Origin of the sequence: Roseateles sp., from assembly GCF_965229315.1 — a bacterium.
In the GTDB taxonomy this organism is placed as follows: domain Bacteria; phylum Pseudomonadota; class Gammaproteobacteria; order Burkholderiales; family Burkholderiaceae_C; genus Pelomonas.
Genome location: NZ_CBDDJA010000002.1, coordinates 2688956 through 2707713, shown reverse-complemented (window position 1 = coordinate 2707713; position 18758 = coordinate 2688956). Strand labels below are relative to the sequence as shown.

The 18758-nt window shown below is 70.7% G+C and carries 22 protein-coding genes; 13 read left to right on the top strand and 9 right to left on the bottom strand.

The features are described 5' to 3' along the window. Window position 1: 1 nt before the first annotated feature. Together ACO07H_RS17435 and ACO07H_RS17430 are read right to left on the bottom strand one after the other, a co-directional pair. Entirely contained in the window at window positions 2-556 is a 555-nt protein-coding gene (locus ACO07H_RS17435; RefSeq protein WP_422016427.1) for a hypothetical protein, read from the bottom strand. A 176-nt stretch (window positions 557-732) separates the two neighbouring features. Beyond that, window positions 733-1641, bottom strand: a complete 909-nt coding sequence (locus tag ACO07H_RS17430) for an HDOD domain-containing protein (protein ID WP_422016425.1) — start codon at window positions 1639-1641, stop codon at window positions 733-735. An 89-nt stretch (window positions 1642-1730) separates the two neighbouring features. Here ACO07H_RS17430 and ACO07H_RS17425 point away from each other — a divergent pair, with 89 nt between their 5' ends. The 3 genes from ACO07H_RS17425 to dcd all read left to right on the top strand — a co-directional run bounded on the left by ACO07H_RS17425 (window position 1731) and on the right by dcd (window position 4959). Further along, complete coding sequence (locus ACO07H_RS17425) at window positions 1731-2378, top strand: transglutaminase-like cysteine peptidase (RefSeq protein WP_422016423.1); 648 nt, start codon at window positions 1731-1733, stop codon at window positions 2376-2378. A 24-nt stretch (window positions 2379-2402) separates the two neighbouring features. Then, window positions 2403-4331, top strand: a complete 1929-nt coding sequence (locus ACO07H_RS17420; protein ID WP_422016421.1) for a bifunctional diguanylate cyclase/phosphodiesterase — start codon at window positions 2403-2405, stop codon at window positions 4329-4331. Window positions 4332-4392: 61 nt separating this feature from the next. Further along, the gene (gene dcd, locus ACO07H_RS17415) at window positions 4393-4959 is read left to right on the top strand and encodes a dCTP deaminase (protein WP_422016419.1); all 567 of its coding nucleotides are present in this window, start codon (window positions 4393-4395) and stop codon (window positions 4957-4959) included. Window positions 4960-4981: 22 nt separating this feature from the next. Here the strand turns inward: dcd and ACO07H_RS17410 are convergent, their stop codons facing one another. After that, entirely contained in the window at window positions 4982-5464 is a 483-nt protein-coding gene (locus ACO07H_RS17410) for an SRPBCC family protein (RefSeq protein WP_422016417.1), read from the bottom strand. A gap of 363 nt (window positions 5465-5827) precedes the next feature. On the opposite strand from ACO07H_RS17410, the gene ACO07H_RS17405 reads away from it, so the two are divergent. The 4 genes from ACO07H_RS17405 to ACO07H_RS17390 all read left to right on the top strand — a co-directional run bounded on the left by ACO07H_RS17405 (window position 5828) and on the right by ACO07H_RS17390 (window position 10205). Beyond that, window positions 5828-6559 carry a sigma-70 family RNA polymerase sigma factor gene (locus ACO07H_RS17405; protein WP_422016415.1) on the top strand — a complete coding sequence of 244 codons (732 nt, stop codon included), beginning with the start codon at window positions 5828-5830 and terminating at the stop codon, window positions 6557-6559. A 20-nt stretch (window positions 6560-6579) separates the two neighbouring features. Then, on the top strand, window positions 6580-7371 hold the full coding sequence (locus ACO07H_RS17400; protein WP_422016413.1) for a cupin domain-containing protein: 792 nt from the start codon (window positions 6580-6582) through the stop codon (window positions 7369-7371). 116 nt (window positions 7372-7487) lie between these two features. Further along, on the top strand, window positions 7488-7865 hold the full coding sequence (locus ACO07H_RS17395) for a hypothetical protein (protein ID WP_422016411.1): 378 nt from the start codon (window positions 7488-7490) through the stop codon (window positions 7863-7865). 162 nt (window positions 7866-8027) lie between these two features. After that, complete coding sequence (locus ACO07H_RS17390) at window positions 8028-10205, top strand: S46 family peptidase (protein ID WP_422016409.1); 2178 nt, start codon at window positions 8028-8030, stop codon at window positions 10203-10205. Window positions 10206-10354: 149 nt separating this feature from the next. Here the strand turns inward: ACO07H_RS17390 and ACO07H_RS17385 are convergent, their stop codons facing one another. Continuing rightward, on the bottom strand, window positions 10355-10924 hold the full coding sequence (locus tag ACO07H_RS17385) for a YceI family protein (RefSeq protein WP_422016407.1): 570 nt from the start codon (window positions 10922-10924) through the stop codon (window positions 10355-10357). 104 nt (window positions 10925-11028) lie between these two features. Between ACO07H_RS17385 and ACO07H_RS17380 the strand changes: the two genes are divergently transcribed. From ACO07H_RS17380 to ACO07H_RS17360, 5 genes are read left to right on the top strand one after another with little or no spacing between them, the layout of a single operon-like run. Next, window positions 11029-12366, top strand: coding sequence for a hypothetical protein (locus tag ACO07H_RS17380; protein ID WP_422016405.1), 1338 nt, complete (start codon window positions 11029-11031; stop codon window positions 12364-12366). Between the two features lie 7 nt (window positions 12367-12373). Continuing rightward, window positions 12374-12895 (top strand): GNAT family N-acetyltransferase, encoded by a 522-nt coding sequence (locus tag ACO07H_RS17375; RefSeq protein ID WP_422016403.1) that lies wholly within the window; start codon window positions 12374-12376, stop codon window positions 12893-12895. Between the two features lie 9 nt (window positions 12896-12904). Continuing rightward, window positions 12905-13240, top strand: a complete 336-nt coding sequence (locus ACO07H_RS17370) for a YnfA family protein (protein ID WP_422016401.1) — start codon at window positions 12905-12907, stop codon at window positions 13238-13240. Window positions 13241-13255: 15 nt separating this feature from the next. Next, window positions 13256-13810, top strand: coding sequence for a DUF1566 domain-containing protein (locus tag ACO07H_RS17365; protein WP_422016399.1), 555 nt, complete (start codon window positions 13256-13258; stop codon window positions 13808-13810). Next, window positions 13810-14127 (top strand): hypothetical protein, encoded by a 318-nt coding sequence (locus ACO07H_RS17360; protein ID WP_422016397.1) that lies wholly within the window; start codon window positions 13810-13812, stop codon window positions 14125-14127. The genes ACO07H_RS17365 and ACO07H_RS17360 overlap by 1 nt, the downstream gene beginning before the upstream one ends. Here ACO07H_RS17360 and ACO07H_RS17355 read toward each other — a convergent pair. After that, on the bottom strand, window positions 14124-14603 hold the full coding sequence (locus ACO07H_RS17355) for a MarR family winged helix-turn-helix transcriptional regulator (protein WP_422016395.1): 480 nt from the start codon (window positions 14601-14603) through the stop codon (window positions 14124-14126). The genes ACO07H_RS17360 and ACO07H_RS17355 overlap by 4 nt on opposite strands. 43 nt (window positions 14604-14646) lie before the next feature. Here ACO07H_RS17355 and ACO07H_RS17350 point away from each other — a divergent pair, with 43 nt between their 5' ends. Then, on the top strand, window positions 14647-15408 hold the full coding sequence (locus tag ACO07H_RS17350; RefSeq protein ID WP_422016393.1) for a siderophore-interacting protein: 762 nt from the start codon (window positions 14647-14649) through the stop codon (window positions 15406-15408). 1 nt (window position 15409) lies between these two features. Here the strand turns inward: ACO07H_RS17350 and ACO07H_RS17345 are convergent, their stop codons facing one another. The 4 genes from ACO07H_RS17345 to ACO07H_RS17330 all read right to left on the bottom strand — a co-directional run bounded on the left by ACO07H_RS17345 (window position 15410) and on the right by ACO07H_RS17330 (window position 18734). After that, a complete protein-coding gene (locus ACO07H_RS17345) occupies window positions 15410-15724 on the bottom strand; it encodes a protease inhibitor I42 family protein (RefSeq protein ID WP_422016391.1) in 315 nt (104 codons plus the stop codon). A gap of 5 nt (window positions 15725-15729) precedes the next feature. Beyond that, window positions 15730-16080, bottom strand: coding sequence for a hypothetical protein (locus tag ACO07H_RS17340; RefSeq protein WP_422016389.1), 351 nt, complete (start codon window positions 16078-16080; stop codon window positions 15730-15732). A 118-nt stretch (window positions 16081-16198) separates the two neighbouring features. Further along, window positions 16199-17302: a C1 family peptidase gene (locus ACO07H_RS17335; RefSeq protein ID WP_422016387.1), complete on the bottom strand. Its 1104-nt coding sequence runs from the start codon at window positions 17300-17302 to the stop codon at window positions 16199-16201. A 274-nt stretch (window positions 17303-17576) separates the two neighbouring features. After that, a complete protein-coding gene (locus ACO07H_RS17330) occupies window positions 17577-18734 on the bottom strand; it encodes a serine hydrolase domain-containing protein (protein ID WP_422016385.1) in 1158 nt (385 codons plus the stop codon). Window positions 18735-18758 lie beyond the last annotated feature (24 nt).

The window sequence follows — 18758 nt, the reverse complement described above, 5'->3', positions numbered from 1 at the left end:
CTCAGCCGAGCAGGCCGCAGTTGGCCGTGCTCCAGCGGTCCACCGGCAGGCGGAATCGCTGCCCGACCTTGAGGCGGTTCCAGCGGTCCAGGTCGGTGCGGCAGGTCCATTCATGACCGTCGCCGTCGCGCAGCGTCAGCTCGTAGTAGGCCTCGCGGCGGCCCAGTCGCTCGCTGCCGGGCTCGCCCGGCGGCGCCACGCGCAGCGGCGGCCGCGGCCAGTCCACGCGCGTGCCTGCCAGGCCTTGCTCGCGCGCGATCCAGCTGCGCCGCCAGGCCAGCACCGAATATTTGCAGTGTTCGGCCGGCCCGGCGTGCTGGCCGGTCGGGTCGGTGATGGTGCGGCGCACGACGCCGCTGGCGCCTTCGGGCAGCTCGTCGCACCAGTCGGTGCCGGTCTCCAGCCGCAGCCGCTCGACCTCGATCTCCATGCGCCAGCTGCGCTGCGTCAGCTCCACGACGAAGCCGGTCGGCCCGAAGATCCACCAGCCCAGCGACGCCAGCGTGACGACGGCCACGGCGGCGACGATCAGCAGGCGAGGGCGGGTGGCGCGCATGTCAGTTCGCCCCCTCGCGGCAGTGCATGAGGTTGGCAGGCCGAGCGCCGGGCCGCTCCCAAGCCGGCCCGCGCTGGCGATGTGCTCGCGGTTCGACGCCGCGAGCATCGCCGTCCCCTCGGGGGACCGACCGGGCCGACCCGCGTTCAGCGGGGCATGACGGGGCGAGGGGCATTTCAGGCAGCGTCGAACTGCGCGTTCACGGCCTCTTCCCAGAGGGCCAGCTCCTCGCCATCGATGTGCAGCCAGTCCATCGCCGCGCCATGGTGGCCGGCCCAGTCGGCGTCCTCGGGCAGGCCTTCGTGGCGGCGCATCAGGTGCTCGGCGATGAGGCCGGCCGCGACCAGCGTGTGGATCTCGGGTTCGATGTCGGCGTGGCCCAGCGCGTTGAAGTCGTGGTGCAGCCGGATGGCGGTCATCAGCGCCGGCGGCAGGTTCCACACGCGCACCACCAGCGCGCCGACGACGGCGTGGTCGGTCTTGTGGTTGGCGTTCTCGGTGGCGATGTAGGGGCGGTCGATGCGCGCGCCCGCCTCGACCATCGTCGACGCGTAGCCGCGCACGCTCTGCAGCAGCACCGGCACGCCCACATGCAGGAACAGGCCGAAGCCGTGGGCCAGGTCCGCCGACAGGCCCGGCAACTGCTGCGCAATGGTGGCCATCGCGATGGCGCGCTTGGCGCTGCGCTCCCAGAAGCGTGCGAGCTGCGGCGTGTTGACGGGGATGGCGTTCTGCACGAGGAAGCCGGTCATGACGGCCACGCTCTCGCGCAGGCCGATGCGGTTCATCGCCTGGCCGACGGTGGTGCAGGGCAGGCCCACGGGCCGGAACAGCGGGCCGTTGGCGATGCGCAGCAGCGTGGCGGCCATGGCCACGTCGCTGGAGGCGATGCGGGCGACGAGGTTGAGGTCCGGCTCCGCGGCGCTCATCGCCTGCTGCAGCTGCGCCAGCAGCTCGGGGCAGGGCGGTATCAGGATGTGTTGAAGCGGACCGCGGCGGCGCGATTGCTCGATGTCGGCGCGGATCTGCTCGCTGCGAGTGCCGGGAATGCCTGTGGCGTGGGAAGGTGCCGGGTTCTGCATCATCCAAAAATCTTAGGGCGGCCGGCGGCAGGTACAGTGAAATCAACTGCAGACCGCCGTCAATCTTGCCGATTTCCCCATCCTGTTACGCGTTGGTCACCTGCCTGCGTCGTTGGGGGTGGCTCGCCCTGCTGGCGCTGCCTTGGGTGGCGCTGGCCGCCTATGACGCCGGCCGTGTGCTGGAAGTGGCCGCCGCCCGCGGGCCGCGCGTGGCCGAGCAGGCCCAGGCGCTGGTGCAGCTGATCGAGCGCAGCAGCACGCAGGACGAGCTGGCGCGGCTCAAGGACGTCAACGACTTCTTCAACAAGCGCCTGGTGTTCAGGGAAGACATCGTCACCTGGGGCGTGCCTGACTACTGGGCCACGCCGCTGGAGAGCCTGGAAAAGCGCGCCGGTGACTGCGAGGACTACGCCATCGGCAAGTACTTCAGCCTGGCCGCCTCGGGCGTGCCCATGGCCAAACTGCGCATGGTCTACGTGCGCGCGCGGCAGTCGGGCCAGTCCCTCGCGCACATGGTGCTGGCCTACTATGCCCAGCCGGGGGCGGAGCCGCTGATCCTGGACAACCTGCGGCCCGAGGTGCTGCCCGCGTCACAGCGGTCGGACCTGACGCCGGTGTTCAGCTTCAACACGGAAGGCCTGTGGCAGGGCGTCGGTCCGGTCACGGCGGGCGACCCGCTGGCGCGCCTGTCGCTGTGGCGCGAGCTGGTGGCCAAGGTGAAGGCTGAAGGGTTCTTGTGAGGACGTTGGAATGAGGGATGAGACATGTCCTTGATGCGGCAGATCGCCTGGCTGGTGCTGGGCGTGGTGCTGGCGGCGCTGGTGGGCGCGGTCGGCTTGTCCACGCTGTCGGCACGGCAGTTGATGCAGACCCAGCTCGAGCTGAAGAACGCCGACAACGCGCAGTCGCTGGCGCTGGCGCTGTCGCAGCAGCAGGGCGACCAGGAACTCATCAAGCTGCTCGTGTCGGCCCAGTTCGACACAGGGGCCTATGAGTTCGTGCGCTGGCGCGCGCCCGGTGGCCAGACGCTGTTCGAACGCAGCGAGCCGCCCCGGCCCGGCCAGGCGCCGGCGTGGTTCCGTGGCCTCTTGCCCGTGGACGCGCCGCCCGGCGTGGCGCAGCTGTCCAGTGGCTGGAACGCGCTCGGCGCCGTGGAGCTGAAGAGCCATTCCACCTATGTGCATGACGAGCTCTGGCGCGCATCGCGCCGGCTGCTGGCCTGGCTGCTGGTCGTCGGCGTCGTCGCGGCCCTGGCCGCGTGGGCAGGCCTCAGGCGCATCCGCCGGCCGCTGGACGCGGCCGTGGCGCAGGCCGAGGGCGTGCTGTCGGGCAGCTACGGCCAGGTGGCCGAACCGCGCGTGCCCGAGCTGCAGCGGCTGACGCGCGCGATGAACGCGATGGTGCAGCGGGTCAAGGACATGTTCGAGGCGCAGGCCGGGCAGTTGCTCGTGCTGCGCGAGCAGGTGCACCACGACGCGCTGACCGGCGTGTCCACGCGCAAGCATTTCCTCGCCGAGCTGGATGCGGCGCTGCAGCGCGACGACGGCCCCGTCATCGCCGGCCTGGTGCTGGTGCGCCTGCGCGACCTGCCGGGCCTGAACGCGAGCCTGGGTCGCGCCGGCGTGGACGACGTGCTGCTGACGCTCGTGGCCGCGCTGCAGACCTACCCGGCCTCCGTGCCCGGCTGCCGCGTCGGCCGCCTGAACGGCGGCGACTTCGCGCTGTGGTTGCCCGCCGAGGGCGTGGCCGCCGAAACGGCGCACGCGCTGGCCGACGCGCTGCGCGCCAGCCTGCCGGCGTTCGGGCCGGGCGTGCAGGTCGCGCTGGGGGCTGTCGAGCTGCCGCGCGACCGGCCCGGCAGTGTCTGGCTGGGCGAGGCGGACGCCGCGCTGGCCCGCGCCGAGCACCTGGGCGAAGCGCGCGGCGGTTTCGTCGTCGAGATGGTGGCCGACCCCGGCGTGGGCCGCGAACAGGGCGAAGGCCTGTGGCGGGCGCAGTTGCAGGATGCCGTCGCCAAGCGCCGCGGCCGCCTCGCCGAGTTCCCGGTGCGGGACCGCGCCGGCCGCCTGCTGCACCTGGAGTGCCCGCTGCAGCTGCAGCTGGACGAGGCCTTCCTGCCCGCCGCGACCTGGCTGCCGCTGGCCGTGCGCTCGCGCCTGACGGCCCAGGTCGACCTGTTCGCCGTGGGCCTGGCGCTCAACGCCATCTCGGCGGACGGCCGGGCGCGCTGCATCAACATCGCGCCGGCATCGCTGGCCGACGGCAGCTTCCTGCCGGCGCTGCGCGACATCCTGGCCCACCACTCGCCGCACGCCGCGCGCTCGCTGCTGCTGGACCTGGCCGAGGCGGCGGCGACCGAGCACTTCGAGCGGCTGCTGGAGCTGGGGCGGCAGTTGCGCCCGCTGGGCGTCAAGCTGGGCCTGGAGCATGCGGGCGCCGGATTGGCGCAGGTGGAGCGGCTGTACCAGGCCGGGCTGGACTACGTGAAGCTGGACGCCTCCGTGCTGCTGGGCGTGGCGGGCGAGGCCGGCCGCGCGGCGTTCGTGCGGGGCATGGTCATCATGCTGCGCAGCCTGGCGCTGAAGGTCTACGGCGAAGGCGTCGTCGAGGCGATGGACGCGCAGGCGCTGTGGGACTGCGAGCTGGACGGCCTCACGGGCCCCTGGGTGACGGCGAGCATGGGCGCGGCGTGAGAGGCGACCCCGCCTTGGCGCCAGAATACGCACCGAAGCAGACCAGGACGCAGAGCGCGCAATGAGCATCAAGAGCGATAAGTGGATACGCCGCATGTGCGAGCAGCACGGCATGATCGAGCCCTTCGAGCCCGGCCAGGTGCGCGAGCAGGACGGCCGCAAGATCATCAGCTACGGCACCAGCAGCTACGGCTACGACATCCGCTGCGCGCCCGAGTTCAAGGTCTTCACCAACATCCACAGCACGGTGGTGGACCCGAAGAACTTCGACGAGAACAGCTTCGTGGACATCCACAAGGATGTCTGCATCATCCCGCCCAACAGCTTCGCGCTGGCCCGCACGGTGGAGTACTTCCGCATCCCGCGCAACGTGCTGACCATCTGCCTGGGCAAGAGCACCTACGCCCGCTGCGGCATCATCGTCAACGTGACGCCGTTCGAGCCCGAATGGGAAGGCTATGTGACGCTGGAGTTCAGCAACACCACGCCGCTGCCGGCCAAGATCTATGCGGGCGAGGGCTGCGCGCAGGTGCTGTTCTTCGAGAGCGACGAGGTCTGCGAGGTCAGCTACAAGGACCGCGGCGGCAAGTACCAGGGGCAGGTCGGGGTGACGTTGCCGAAGGCCTGAGAGCGTGAGCGCGCCGGCCGGCTCAAGCCGCCAGCCCCAGGTAGCGGACCAACCCCAGCCGCCCGGCGCGCATCACCCGCTTGTGGTTCCAGCGGAACAGCGGCGCCAGCAGCGGCGCCGTCCAGCGCAGGATGCCCGGCGGCAGCGTCACGCGCCAGACGAAGGTGACGTCCGTGTGCCCGCCCGCCTCGGGCAGCGCCTGGTGCAGCAGCCAGATGCCTTCCCCGGCCAGCGTGCCGGCCGCGCGGGCGCGCAGGCGCTCCTCGCGCAGCACCTCGGTCACTTCCAGCACCAGTTGCAGCCGATATCCCAGCCCCGTGCGGAAGCTGATCTGCTGCTGGCGGCCCACGCCCTGGGCGTCGCCGTCGCTCAGGCGGCGCACGCCCTCGACACCCGGCCACCAGCGCGGCCAGTGCTCGGTCTGGATGATCGCCTGCCAGACCCGAGGCACGGCAGCATCCAGCCGCCAATGGCTGACAAGGTCGAAGTACGCGTTCTGGGACATGTGAAGGGAATACGCCCTGGGGATCGGGGCAGATGCTAAGGTCCCTCCCGCGAACGCGGCGGTAGCGGCAGGTGTGCCCTTTGACCTTTTTTACGGTGATGGGGCAGGCGATGCGCCCGCTTGCGGTAAATGCGTATGCATCCGGAAACAAACGCGCCGCGTAGAGCATCCATGATCTCGCATGCGCAGTGAACAAGGACGCCGTTGCTCGAACCATGCATCCAGGACATGCAGCACAGTTTTTGCAGGGGTTGACGCCATGAGCATCGGACGCGGCAGCTGTCGGGAGCGTGCATTGCCCTGCACTCGCGCCAACCCGTCCGCGCCCGATCATCTGGCGCCCGAGAGCCCCGAGGAGACCCCATGACACTGCCGCATGAGACGCAAGCTCCCGACGAGGCCGCGGACGCTGCGCTGCTGTTCGACACCGAAGTCGAACTGCCCGACGCGCAAGGCCAGGAGGTCGACCCCGTCTTCGTCGAGGAGAGCGTGCGGCCCGGCTGCAAGCCGCTGGACGACGCCCAGCTCGAAGCCTGGATCGCCGGCATCGTCAACCACGACCAGCGCGCGCTGATGGCGATGTACGACGCGACGCTGTCGCGCGTGTACGGCCTGGTGTTGCGCCTGGTGCGGCGCGCGGCGCTGGCCGAGGAGGTGGCGGAGGAGGTGTATTTCCAGGTCTGGCGCCAGGCGCCGCGCTTCGACCCCGCGCGCGGCCGGCCGCTGACATGGCTGCTGGGCATGGCCCGCTCGCGTGCCATCGACGCCATCCGCCGCGAGACGCGCTTCCAGCATGAAGTGCTGGACGAGGACACCGCGCCCGGCTCCATCTACCAGTCGGCGCAGTCCGCCGACTCGGGTGACGACCTGCTGGCCGTCGCCCAGGGCCATGCGGAGTTGCACCGCGCGCTGCTGCTGCTGAAGCCGCAGCCGCGCCAACTGGTTGCGCTGGCTTTCTTCAGCGGTCTGTCCCATGAAGAAATCGCCAGCCAGACCAGCCTGCCGCTGGGTACGGTCAAATCGCAGATTCGCCGCGCGCTGATCACGCTGCGTGAGGCCTTGGGCGGCAGCGGTGCCCGGATGCTTTCGGCGTGAGAGGCGCCACGATGACGACGATGCCCCATATCCCCGAGTCTGCCGACGACGACCTTTCGCCGCTGCTCAGCGAGCCCTTTGCGCGTGCCTGGGAAGCCTCGGCCGCGCCGCACCAGCTCGGCGAGCGATTGGGCGCGCGCCTGAGCCGCTCATTGAACGCCGAACACGGCATGGTCACCATGCGCCGCCGCACCACCTTCGCGGAGCCCGTGGCCGACGGCGTGCTGCAGCGCTGGCTCTACCGCGCGCCGGCCGGCCGCGCGTTGCGCCCTGGCGAGCCGCGTGCGGCCTGCGTCATCGAGCTGCAGGCCGGCGCCCGGCTGCCGTTGCCGGCAGGCGGTGCGCGGGAGTTCCTGGTCATGCGCGGTGCGGCCGATGTCAACGCCGACCTGCTCGGCTTGCGTGACTTCCTGCTGCTGCCGGCTGGCACGGCGGCCGTGCTGACGAGCCGCGACGGGGCCCACGTCTTCGTCCGCGAGGCAGAAGGACAGGCTGTCGAGCGGACGCTGGTGCGTGACGCCGAGGCCGGCTGGCCCGAGTTCGCGCCCGGCATCCGCCGCCGCGTGCTGTGGGCCGGCCAAGGCCAGGCCGCGCTGCTGTACCGCGCCGACGCCGGTGCCAGCGTGCCCCACCACAGCCATGGCCATGACGAGGAATGCCTGATGGTGCAGGGCGAGCTGTTCCTGGACGACGTGCTGCTGCAGGCCGGCGACTACCAGCTCGCGCCGGCCGGCACCGGCCATCGCCTGACGCAGACGGACACGGGCGTGGTGCTGTACGCGCACGGCGACGTCGATTTGCAGTTCTGCTGAACTTGAAGTTCATCAGCGGCGTTTAGGCAGGGCTTTTCGGGCTTTATCCGGGCATCGCGGTGCCGAGGTGGCGGGCACCATGCGGTCCACACGCCCAGTCTGTTCCGAGGCCCGCCATGCTGATCCCGCTGCACCTGATCCCCGTCCCCGTCGACGAGCCCCGCGGCCTCGGCGACCCCGGCCACGCGCTGCAGCGCGACACGGGGCTGAGGATCGCGGCCGGCGTGCACCTGGGCGACATCCGTGCGCTGGGCCTGACCGTCGCTGGCGCGGCCAGCGGCCCGGTCAACTCGCGCGACCTGCTGCGCTTCGGCCAGCTGATGGCCGACGCCGGCCTGCCGCTGAACCCCACGCGCATGCTCTACGACCGGCGCTATGCCTACGAGTGCCTGGCCGAGGGCCACGGCAGCAGCCATCCCGGGCTGCGCGATCTGGCGCTGGATCTGTTCCAGGCGTACCAGTCCGCCGGCGAGTGGATCGGCCTGGTGCACTGACGGCGGCGGCATCCGGGCGCTGCACCGGCGGCTTCACACTTCTTTTCGATGCGGCGGCCCTCGGGGCTTTCCCGGGGCGGCCCCCTGCCTTTCCACACCCGGCCCGGCGGCTCCCGGCGGGTTACGCTCGCGGTTTCGTGTTTCAAATACCGAATCGCTCCCATGAAATCCGCTTCCTTCTCGCTGCTGGCCGTCGCGCTGGCCGCCGCCACCGCAGCCCATGCCAACGAGGGCATGTGGATGCCCAAGCAATTGCCGCTGATCGCCAAGGACCTGAAGGCTGGCGGCCTCGCGCTCGACCCTGCCAAGCTCCGTGAGCTGACCGACTTCCCGATGGGCGCCGTCGTGTCGCTGGGCGGTTGCACGGCCAGCTTCGTGTCGCCGCAGGGCCTGGTGGTCACCAACCACCACTGCGCCTACGGCAGCATCCAGTACAACTCCAGGCCCGACCGTGACCTGCTGAAGAACGGCTTCTACGCCGCCACGCTGGCCGACGAGCTGCCGGCCGCCCCCGGCAGCCGCATCCTCGTCACCGTCGACATGAAGGATGTCAGCGCCGAGGTGCTGAACGACAAGACCCGCGCGCTGACCGGCAAGGCCCGCACCGACGCGATCGAAGCCACCGAGAAGAGCCTGGTGGCCGCCTGCGAGGCCGACAAGGGCCACCGCTGCAACGTCTACCCGTTCTTCGGCGGCCTGCAGTACCAGCTCATCAAGCAGATGGAAATCCGCGACGTGCGTCTGGTGCACGCGCCCGCCACCGGCGTGGGCCTGTTCGGCGGCGACGCCGACAACTGGATGTGGCCGCGCCACACCGGCGACTACAGCTTCTACCGCGCCTACGTGGGCGCGGACGGCAAGCCGGCCGACTTCAGCAAGGACAACAAGCCCTACCAGCCCAAGCACCATCTGAAGATGGCCAGCAGCCCGCTGAACGAGCATGACTTCGTCATGGTGGCCGGCTACCCGGGCCGCACCAACCGCCACCGCCTGCCCACCGAGGTGGACTTCGCGTTCGGCTGGCAGCAGCCGGCGCAGGTGCGTGTGATGGGTGAGTCCATCGACATCATCAAGGCCGAGACGGCTGGCCGCCGCGAGGGCGAGATCAAGATGGCTGCGCGCATGCAGGGCCTGCAGAACTACTTCAAGAACCTGAGCGGCCAGCAGGCCAGCTATGACGGCAGCGACATCCTGGCCCGCAAGCAGGCCGACTTCGACAAGCTCAAGGCCTGGGTCAACGCCTCGCCTGAGCGCAAGCAGCGCTATGGCGCCGACCTGGCCGCCACGGAAAGCCTGATCGCCGAGCGCCAGGCCATCGCGCGTGCCGAGTACCTGGGCACCGCCATCACGCCGTCGCTGCTGAACGCGGCGCGCCAGCTCTACCAGGCCGCGCAGGAGCGTGCCAAGCCCGACGCCGAGCGCAAGTCCGGCTACCAGGAGCGCGACCTGCCGCGCCTGCGCGCCGGCCAGCAGTCGCTGGACCGCCGCTACGACGAGCAGACCGACAAGCGCCTGGTCGCCCACTTCATGGCGCAGTACCTGGCGCAGCCGGCCAGCACGCTGAACCCGGCCTGGGTCGACCTGTTCGGCCTGAAGGCCGGCCAGGACGAAGCCAGCATCCGTGCGCAGCTCGACAAGGTCTACGCCGGCAGCAAGCTGGCCGACACGGCGTTCCGCATGACCTGGCTGGACAAGGACGTGGCGGCCTTCAAGGCCAGCGACGATGCGTTCATCAAGGCGGCCGTGGCGCTGTACGACGACGACCGCCGCCTGGAGAACCGCGACAAGGAGCTCGCCGGCAAGGTGCAGAAGGCCTACGCCGGTGTGCAGCAGGCCATGATCGACTACCACGCCAGCCGTGGCGAGGCCGTCTACCCGGACGCCAACAGCACGCTGCGCATCAGCTTCGGCAAGGTCGAGGGCCGCAACCCCGGCAACGACGGCGACAGCTGGTCGGCCTTCACGACGCTGCGCGGCATCGTCGCCAAGCACAAGGGCCCGGACGAAGCCAAGGGCGAGTTCAACGCCCCGGCCGAACAGCTCGCCGCCATCAAGGCGCGCAACTTCGGCAAGTACTACGTCAAGTCGCTGGACTCGGTGCCCGTGAACTTCCTGTCCACGCTGGACACGACGGGCGGCAACTCCGGCTCCCCGGTGCTGAACAAGAACGGCGAGCTCGTCGGGCTGCTGTTCGACGGCACGCTGGACGCCGTCATCGCCGACTGGAGCTTCGACCCCAAGATGGTCCGCAGCATCTGCCTGGATGCCCGCTACATGCTGTGGCAGATGAGCACCGTCGACAAGACGACGCGGCTGCTGGATGAGATGGGCGTGAAGTAACCCACCCTGCGCGTGCAACAAGAACCGGCCCCTTGGGGCCGGTTTTTACTTCATGCGGGCCGAGCGCTGGGCCGCTCCCAAGCCGGCCCGTCTGGCGAGGTGCTCGCGGCTCGATGCCGCGAGCTTCGCCGTCCTGTTGGGCGAGGGGTTCACTCTTTCGCGATGGCCTCGACCTGGATGCGCAGCGCGACGTCCATCTTGAAGCCCCAGTCCTTGCCGGCTGAGAGGCCGAAGTCGTCGCGGTTGAAGCTGCCGGACGCATCCGCGCCGCACAGCTCGCGCTTGAGCATCGGGTGGGGCACGCACTTGAGCTGGTGGATGACCAGCGTCACGGGCTTGGTGCGGCCGTTCAGCGTCAGCTCGCCAACCAGCTTGGTCGGTACGCCGCCCGTGGCGCCTTCGAAGCGGCCCTTGAACGTGGCGTTGGGGTTTTGGGCCACGTTGAAGAACTTGTCGCCGCGCGCCCAGGCGTTCATCGCGTCCAGGCCGAAGTCGATGCTGGCGAGGTCCATCGTCACGTCGACGCTGCCGCCGCCGGTGGCCTTGTCGTAGACGACGGTGCCGGCGCTCTTGTTCAGCTTGCCGCGCCAGACCGACAGGCCCATGTGGTCCGCCTCGAAGCTGGGATAGGTGTGCGTGGGCTCGATGTCGTAGGTCACCGGCGCGGCATGGGCCAGGCCAGCGGTGAGCAGGGCGGCAGTCAGGGTCAGGCGTTTCATCGGGGTCCTTTCGGGTGGCAACAGGTCGAAGAGTCTGGCGCGATGGCTGACACTATGACGAACCCGGCGCCCGTATTTCGACAGGTGCCAAAGATTTTTGCGACATGACCTCTCGCCGCTTTTCCTTGCCGCTCGCCGCACTGACGCTGACGCTGGCCGCCTGCGCGCCGCTGGCCCCGCAGAAGCCCGCCGAGAAGCCGGCCGAGAAACGATACACCGCCGCCGAGCTGCTGGCGTTGCAGCCCACGGACCTGGCGTGGCCGGCCATGTCGACGGCCGGCGAGCGCGCGCAGCGCGAGCAGGCTGTCGCCGGCATCCGCGCGCGCCTCGCGCTGCCGCCCGGCCCCGAGCGCGACGCGGCGCTGCCGGCGCTGTTCGACGCGGTGGCGCAGTACAACGCCGACATCGACGCCGCGAGGCCGCTGCTGCTGGCCGCGTTGCCGGCGTTGGCCGAGCGCGATGACGACTATCAGCGTGCGCTGCTGACCGCCGCGCACACGCTGTACGCGCCCGAATCCGCATCGCTGATCGAGCCGCTGCTGCCGCAGCTCACCGCCAGCAAGCCCTTCGCCATCGCCGCCTACACGCTGCTGCAGGCCGACACCGGTGCCGCCGAGCGGCTGCGCGTGCGCGTGCCGCAGCAGTTCCCGGCCTGGGCCGACGATGCGCGGCTGGCGGCGTTGATGCAGCGGCTGCAGCCGTCCGCCGCCGCGCCGCCCTCGCTGCCCGAGCTGCTGGCTGCGCCGTTGCAGCCCGGCTTTGCGGTCATCGTCAGCCTGCAGCGGCCGGGCCGCCAGCAGATGGGCCTGGTGCTGGTGCGTGCCGCCGATGGCCGCTTCGTGCGCGACGCGTCGGGCCGGCTGTTCGCGCAGCCGCAGCTCGCGCTGGCGCGCAGCGGCCTGCCAGGCACCCTCACCAACGGCAACACGCCGCAAGGCCTGTTCACCATCGTCGGCGCCGGCACGGCCACCAACCCCAACATCGGCCCCACGCCCTACCTGCACAGCAAGCTGCCCATCGAGGCGACGCCGGCCGAGTTCGCGCATGCCGACGACGCGGGCGCCGAATGGAACGATGCCATTTACGACAGCCTGCTGCCGCCCGGCTGGCGCGGCTGGGCGCCGTTCCGCGAGGCCTGGCTGGCCGGCCGCGCGGGCCGCGACGAGTTGCTGGTTCATGGCACGACGATCAACCCGGCCTACTACGCCGGCGCCAGCTACTTCCCCGGCACGCCGCAGCAGGGCTGCATGGTCTCCAGCGAGGACTGGGACCCGGCCACCGGCCGGTTGCTGGCCAGCCGCCAGCTCACGCTGGCGCAGACCTACGCGGCGGCCGGCACACGCAGCGACCTGGCGGGTTATCTGATCGTCGTGGAGCTGCCGGGCAATGGGCCGGTCGCGCCGGCAGAGGCCGAGGCACTGGTGGCCGCGGCCGGGCGATGATGCGGCCATGCTCACGGTCCAGTTGATCCCGCCCACGCCCGACGTCGCCGATGAACTGCTGCGCTTCGAGACCGACAACCGCGCGTTCTTCGAGGCCCGCATCAATGCCCGCCCGCCCGGCTACTACTCGCTGCAGGGTGTGCAGGCCGCCATCGAGCAGGCCCGTCGCGACTCGGCCGAGGACAAGGGCTACCAGTTCCTCATGCGCGATGCCGCTGGCGTGCTGGTGGGCCGCGTGAACCTGGCGGGCGTGCGGCGCGGCCAGTTCCAGATGGCCGACCTGGGCTACCGCATCGCCGAGTCGGCCGGCGGGCGCGGCCATGCCAGCGCGGCGGTGCGGTTGGTGCTCGCCAAGGCTTTCGGGGAACTGGGCCTGCGCCGCGTGGAGGCCAATGCGCGTGTCGACAACGAGGGCTCCGTGCGCGTGCTGCTGCGCAATGGCTTCACGCAATTCGGCCGCTCGACGCGCAGCTTCGAGCTGGGCGGCGTCTGGCACGACCGGCTGCACTTCGAGCGGCATGCGGACTGATCGCACGCCATGGACCTGCTGAAGACCTTCGCGCTGTTCATCGTCACGGCGCTGGCCGAGATCGTCGGCTGCTACCTGCCCTGGCTGTGGCTCAAGCAGGGTCGCCCGGCCTGGCTGCTGCTGCCCGCAGCGGCCAGCCTGGCGCTCTTCGCATGGCTGCTGTCGCTGCACCCCACCGCATCGGGGCGCGTCTATGCGGCCTATGGCGGCGTCTACATCGGCGTCGCCATCGTCTGGCTGATGCTGGTGGATGGCGTGAAGCCGACCGCGACCGACTGGCTGGGCGTGGCCGTCTGCCTGGCCGGCATGGGCATCATCATGTGGGGCGCGCGTGGCAGCGCCTGAAGAGGACACCGCAGCATGCAAAGACACCTGATCGCCGCGCTCGCGCTGACCCTGGCCCTGCCGGCCGCGCTGGCTGACGACGCACCGCGCCTGGTGCCCAGCAAGGACGGCAGCGAGCTGATCGATGCCACGGCCAAGCTGGCCTGGTCGCGGTGCGTGGAGGGCATGCAGTGGAACGGCCAGCGCTGCACCGGCCAGCCCCGGCTGGCGACGCACGCCGAAGCGCTGACCCTGGCCCGCGCGCGCAGCGGCGCCGATGGCCGGCCGTGGCGCGTGCCGCGCGTTGTCGAGTTGAAGCGGCTCCTCGAGCGGCTGGCGCACGGCAGGGACGCAGCCACGCTGACGCCCGCGGCGCCTGCCGGGCTGTACTGGACGAGCACCGCGCGCATCGAGAGCGAGGCCGTCAACATCAACAGCTACCGCAACGTGGCGCGCGGCGCCACGGAAAGCCAGGTGGACCGGCTGGCCGTGCAGCAGGGCTGGGCCGTGGAGCAGCCGGGCGGCGCGCCGCGCGACACGCCGAAGCGCGAGAAGCTGCCGGTGCGCCTGGTGCGGGCGCTGGCGCCGTGATGCTGCTGCAGCACCTGCAGTTCGAACTGAGCGAGGGCGACGACGGCGTCGCCACGCTGGACGCGATGGCGTCCACCCGCGACGCGCTGCACCTGGCCGCGATCCGTACCGAGGCGCAGGAGGTGCTGGCCTGGGCCGCGCGGCAGTTCCCGCACAGCCAGGGGCCGGTGGAGGAGGGCGGCGTGTGGGACCGCGAACTGCTGGAACAGCCGGAGGCGGGCGGCTGGACGACGCTGACGTTGACGCTGTCGGCCACCGCAGCCTTCGTCGACGCCTTCCGGGCCGAATTCCGCAGCGCCGAAGACGCTGGCGGCTAGCCCTCGTCCGGGCCGAGATTGGCGCGCACGCGCGCCAGCAGCGCCAGCAGCTGCGCCTGTTCCGCCGCGCTCAAGCCCTGCACTGCTGCCCGTGCGAGTTGGTCACCCTGCGCGCGCACGGCGGCCTGCGCGGCTGCGGCCTGCGGCGACAGGTTCAGCCGCTGCACGCGGCGGTCGTCGGCGTCGGCCTCGGCCAGCAGCAGGCCGCGGTCCTTCAAGCCGGCGATGAGGCGGGCGATCTGTGCCTTGTCGCGGCCGCTGTGCGCCACCAGCTCGCTGAGCGTCGCGCCCGGGTGGCGGGCGAAGAAGCCCAGCGCCTTGGCCTCCATGTGCGTGACGGCCGCCGGACCGTCGCGCAGCGCGCGGAACTGCTGGCCCCGGAACAGGTGCATCAGTGTGTGGATGGTCTCGAAGACCTCGGTGGCCGTGCTGGCTTTGCCCGGCTTATGGTTGACATTGTCAACTTGCTTCCCCATGATGGGTGACATTATCAACCATCTGCCCGACAGAGAAGACGCCATGAGCACCGACACCCAAACCGAACCCCGGCGCCGCGTCCAGCGCGTGCGCCACGAACTGCAGCGCCGTGAACTGCGTGTCACCCGCGTCGAGCCGCGTGGCGAGCGCTTCGTGGCCGTCACCTTGCAGGGCGACTCGCTGCGCACGTTCGCGTCCGCCTCCTTCGACGACCACGTGAAGCTGATGCTGCCCGATGGCCGCGGCGGCCTGCAGATGCGCGACTACACGCCGCGCGCCTTCGACACCGCGCGCGGTGAGCTGGTGCTTGAATTCGCGCTGCATGGCGACGGCCCGTTCACCGAGTGGGCTGCGCAGGCGCAGGCCGGCCAGACGCTGACCGTGGCCGGCCCACGCGGCTCCATGGTCATCCCGACAGACTACGACTGGCATCTGCTGGTGGGCGACGACAGCGCCTGGCCCGCCATCGCGCGCCGGCTGGAGGAGCTGCCTGCCAGCGCCCATGTGCAAGTGCTGCTGCTGATGTCCGACGCGCCGGCGTGGCCCGCGCGCACGTCGGCCCTGCCGCGGTGCTTTGCCACGCCCGAGGCGCTGGTGCAGGCGCTGCGCGACCTGGCGCCGCCGCCCGGCGAAGGCTTCGCCTGGTGCGCCGGCGAGGCCCGCTTGATGGCCACGCTGCGCGACGTGCTGTTGCGTGAGAAGGTCCACCCCAAGGAGGCGATGAAGGTGGCGGCCTACTGGAAGCAGGGCGCCACCGGCTACCACGCGCGGCTGGACGACGAGGCGGCCCCGGCGGCGGCCTGAGTCAGGCGACGTCCACCGTCACGGCGAACTGCGCCGTCGGTGCTGCGCCGCCCTCCCACGAACGGCGCAACTGGGCGGACAGCGCGTGCCTGCCCGGTGCGTCGGCGCGCAGCCGCAGCACGCGCTCGCCGGCCGCGCCGGGAGCGCCACGGGCGGGGGCTGTCTCGTCCGCCAGCAGGCTCAGCCCCGCCGGCAGCTCGAACTGCCACTGGTGCCCGGTGGTCGGGTTCTCCGGCAGGCGCACGACCAGCGTGTCGCCGATGGTGGCCTGCATGCTGCTGCCACCGTTCGTGGTGTTGAGTTGATGCTCGGCCACGGCGTCTACCAGACGTAGGCCTCGTGGATCATGCCGTCCGCCTCGTCGCGGTAGTTGTAGGTCGTCTGGGTCTGCTTGGCGTGCGCGCCCAGCAGCGTCAGCGCCATGACCGCGCTGTCGGAGTTGTTGGCCAGCTTCTTCCATCCGACGCCGTTGATGTGGACCCAGGCATTGCGGTTCTGGTTCATGCCCCACAGCGCCGTGACGCGCTTGTCGTTGTTCCAGGCGGTGAGGCCGCCGACCGCGGCGTTCAGCGTGTCCGGCGTCATCGTGGGGGCGGCGTCCGACGCGCCGGCGCCGCCGCCGGTGGAGCCGTCGGCCGACGGCGGGAGCAGTGTGGGAACCTGGTCGCTCATGGTGTTTCCTTCCAGAGTTGCTTGAACTTGCGGGGGATCGAGGGCGGGCACGCCGGCGTTCGCCAAGGAACGCTGGCCGCCGCAGCCACAGTCGTTGTTGCTCATGCGGGCCTCCCGTTCAGAACACGTAGACCTGCTTGATGATGCCGCCTTCCTGGAAGACGTTCACCGCGCTCTTGGTCAGCTTGGCGCTGGACAGCATCGTCAGCAGGTCCATGAAGATGTTGTCGTTGTCGAACGCGATGCGCCGCCAGCCGATGTTGCCGTCCAGGTAGACCCAGGCGTTGCGATCCTGGTCGATAGCCCACAGGCCCAGCACCTTGCGGCCGTTCAGCCAGCCGGTCTCCGCCACGCTGTCGACGGCCCACATCTGCGCGTCGATGCCGCATTCGCCGTAGGCGATGTTGAAGAAGCCCTGCGCGCCCCAGCCGGCGCCCCAGCTGTTCTTGCAGATCCAGTATCCGCCGGCATCGTTGTAGCCGACGACGCAGACGCAGTGGCCGCCGGCGAGCGCGCCGCTGACATGGCGGTAGACGCCGCTCTTGTACGAGAAGAAGTCGTTGTAGACGGTGAATGCGGCCGACAGCGGGCCGCGCGTGGACAGCCAGGTCTTCATGTCGGCCGCGCTGCCGATGGCGTGCCAGCCGCCGATCTTGGTCAGGCGGTTCTGCCAGTCGGCGCAGCGGTTGCTGCAGTTCTGGTCGCCCGCCGTGTACGGGTAGCAGGCCTCGTCGACGACGCCATCGGTCTTGCAGGCGTCCAGCCCCTTGTCGCACCACCAGCCGTTGTTGCAGTTGCGGCCCTGGGCGCGCGCGATGCAATAGAACAGGTGCGCCTCGGAGAGGTCGACCGCCAGCGTCGCGTCGCCGCGCTGCACGCGGAACGTGCCCTCCACGGTGGCCAGGCTGCCGAAGGCCACGCAGGAGCCGCACGAACCCTGGTCCTTGACCGCGGTGACGAAGTTCTTGCCACCGACGTTGCGCAGGTCGTAGGACGCCGGTGCGCCCACCCCGGACAGTGCGGCGTCTGCGTTGCGGTTGGCCGCGGCTGCGCTCTCGCGCGCCATCAGCTCGGTCTCGCCGCCCGGCGGGATCGCGCCCAGCCGCAGGCGCTTGTCTTGGTCGGACAGCTCGGACACGCTGGTCGCGCCCGCCTGCCAGTTCTCACCCGCCTGTGCCACAGCGCTTTGCAGCGCGGCGGGGTCCATTTTTTCGAGTGCCATGGGGATGTCTCCTTGAGTCGACTGCAGGGCCGACGGAGGCGGTTTCCCCCGGCGGTCGTGCCGGAGCATTCGCTCTCGGCGCGGCCGCATCGTGCGCCGCTACCCGACGCGGAACCATCCGCAATCGAAGGGACTGGCGCCCGGTTAAGTCATCAAGGTTGATTGCGTTCCGCAGCGGCTGGCGGTCTACGTCCTCAAGGCGCTGGACAAGCGCCGCACTAGGGGTTGAAACCCGGCGCTGCGCGACCGTGGGGGTGTCCGGCGCGGCTGCCTGTCACTCGACGAACGGCAGCCCGCCGTACTCCCAGCGCCAGGGCACGCCGGTCTCGCCGAGGATGAAGCGCACCAGCGCCGGGAAGGCGCGTTCGGCGCGCACGTCGTTGGCGAGGATGACGACGCAGCGTTTCCCGGGCTTCACGCAGACCCAGGTGTTGCCGGTGCTGTCGTTGTGCCCGCCCTTGTAGAAGCCCGGCCCCTGCGGCCCGAGGAAGGTGACCACGCCCAGCCCCGCGGCGAGGTCCGTGCGCCGCTCCGCCAGCGGCAGCTCGGGTTGGAAGGTCGGGAACTGCGACGCCGTCGTGATCGGCAGGCCGGGCTGCGTCATCGCGGCGGCGCCCCGGGCCGACAGGCCTTCGCCGTCGATGACGCCCGCGGCCAGCCGCGCCATGTCGGCGATGGTGGTGTCCATGGAGCCGGCCGCGCGCACCTTGCTGCGCGGGTCGTGCGGTTCCGCCTTGCCGTCTTCCGTCCAGCCGTCGGCGAGGTTGGCGGCGAAGTCGGCGCGCCAGGTCATGCTGGTGCGCGTCATGCCGAACCGGTCGAACACCCGGCGCTGCATCTCGGCGCCCAGGTCCAGCCCCAGGCCTTGTTCCAGCACGAACTGCAGCAGGATCAGGCCCTCGCCGGAGTACGCATAGCGCGTGCCGGGGTCGAAGTGCATGCGCAGCCGGCCGTCGGGCTCCAGGAAGGCGAAGTTGGCGAAGCCGCTGCTGTGCGTCAGCAGCATGCGCGCCGTCAGCTGGCGCCAGCGCGCGTCGCCGGCCAGCCCCGACCAGGGGCCGTAGCGGCGGTCGTCGGGGTAGTCCGGCAGCGGCTTGTCGAGGTAGGCGGCCAGCGGCCGGTCCAGGTCCAGCTTGCCGGCCTCGACGAGCTGCATCACCGTGTACGCGAACACCGCCTTCGTCAGCGATGCGCCGTACATCACCGTGTCCTGCAGCAGCGGCTCGCCCGCGGCATTGCGCTGGCCGTAGGCGCGCACATGCCGCACCTGGCCGTCTTCGATGACGGCCACGGCGATGCCCCGGGCTTGCGTGGCGGCCATCAGCCGCGCGACCTCGTCATCGATGGCCGTGCGCGATGGCAGTGGGGCTGGAGCCGCCGCAGCCAGCAGCGGCAGTGCGGCCAACAGGCACGCAAGTCGGTTTTTGCGCATGGAGTCCTCCTGCCGCCAGCCTAA

Coding starts and splice junctions, on each gene's coding strand:
- ACO07H_RS17435 (WP_422016427.1), bottom strand. CDS start 556: ATGCGCGCCACCCGCCCTCGCCTGCTGATCGTCGCCGCCGTGGCCGTC.
- ACO07H_RS17430 (WP_422016425.1), bottom strand. CDS start 1,641: ATGATGCAGAACCCGGCACCTTCCCACGCCACAGGCATTCCCGGCACT.
- ACO07H_RS17420 (WP_422016421.1), top strand. CDS start 2,403: ATGTCCTTGATGCGGCAGATCGCCTGGCTGGTGCTGGGCGTGGTGCTG.
- dcd (WP_422016419.1), top strand. CDS start 4,393: ATGAGCATCAAGAGCGATAAGTGGATACGCCGCATGTGCGAGCAGCAC.
- ACO07H_RS17410 (WP_422016417.1), bottom strand. CDS start 5,464: ATGTCCCAGAACGCGTACTTCGACCTTGTCAGCCATTGGCGGCTGGAT.
- ACO07H_RS17405 (WP_422016415.1), top strand. CDS start 5,828: ATGACACTGCCGCATGAGACGCAAGCTCCCGACGAGGCCGCGGACGCT.
- ACO07H_RS17400 (WP_422016413.1), top strand. CDS start 6,580: ATGCCCCATATCCCCGAGTCTGCCGACGACGACCTTTCGCCGCTGCTC.
- ACO07H_RS17395 (WP_422016411.1), top strand. CDS start 7,488: ATGCTGATCCCGCTGCACCTGATCCCCGTCCCCGTCGACGAGCCCCGC.
- ACO07H_RS17390 (WP_422016409.1), top strand. CDS start 8,028: ATGAAATCCGCTTCCTTCTCGCTGCTGGCCGTCGCGCTGGCCGCCGCC.
- ACO07H_RS17385 (WP_422016407.1), bottom strand. CDS start 10,924: ATGAAACGCCTGACCCTGACTGCCGCCCTGCTCACCGCTGGCCTGGCC.
- ACO07H_RS17380 (WP_422016405.1), top strand. CDS start 11,029: ATGACCTCTCGCCGCTTTTCCTTGCCGCTCGCCGCACTGACGCTGACG.
- ACO07H_RS17375 (WP_422016403.1), top strand. CDS start 12,374: ATGCTCACGGTCCAGTTGATCCCGCCCACGCCCGACGTCGCCGATGAA.
- ACO07H_RS17370 (WP_422016401.1), top strand. CDS start 12,905: ATGGACCTGCTGAAGACCTTCGCGCTGTTCATCGTCACGGCGCTGGCC.
- ACO07H_RS17365 (WP_422016399.1), top strand. CDS start 13,256: ATGCAAAGACACCTGATCGCCGCGCTCGCGCTGACCCTGGCCCTGCCG.
- ACO07H_RS17360 (WP_422016397.1), top strand. CDS start 13,810: ATGCTGCTGCAGCACCTGCAGTTCGAACTGAGCGAGGGCGACGACGGC.
- ACO07H_RS17355 (WP_422016395.1), bottom strand. CDS start 14,603: ATGGGGAAGCAAGTTGACAATGTCAACCATAAGCCGGGCAAAGCCAGC.
- ACO07H_RS17350 (WP_422016393.1), top strand. CDS start 14,647: ATGAGCACCGACACCCAAACCGAACCCCGGCGCCGCGTCCAGCGCGTG.
- ACO07H_RS17340 (WP_422016389.1), bottom strand. CDS start 16,080: ATGAGCGACCAGGTTCCCACACTGCTCCCGCCGTCGGCCGACGGCTCC.
- ACO07H_RS17335 (WP_422016387.1), bottom strand. CDS start 17,302: ATGGCACTCGAAAAAATGGACCCCGCCGCGCTGCAAAGCGCTGTGGCA.
- ACO07H_RS17330 (WP_422016385.1), bottom strand. CDS start 18,734: ATGCGCAAAAACCGACTTGCGTGCCTGTTGGCCGCACTGCCGCTGCTG.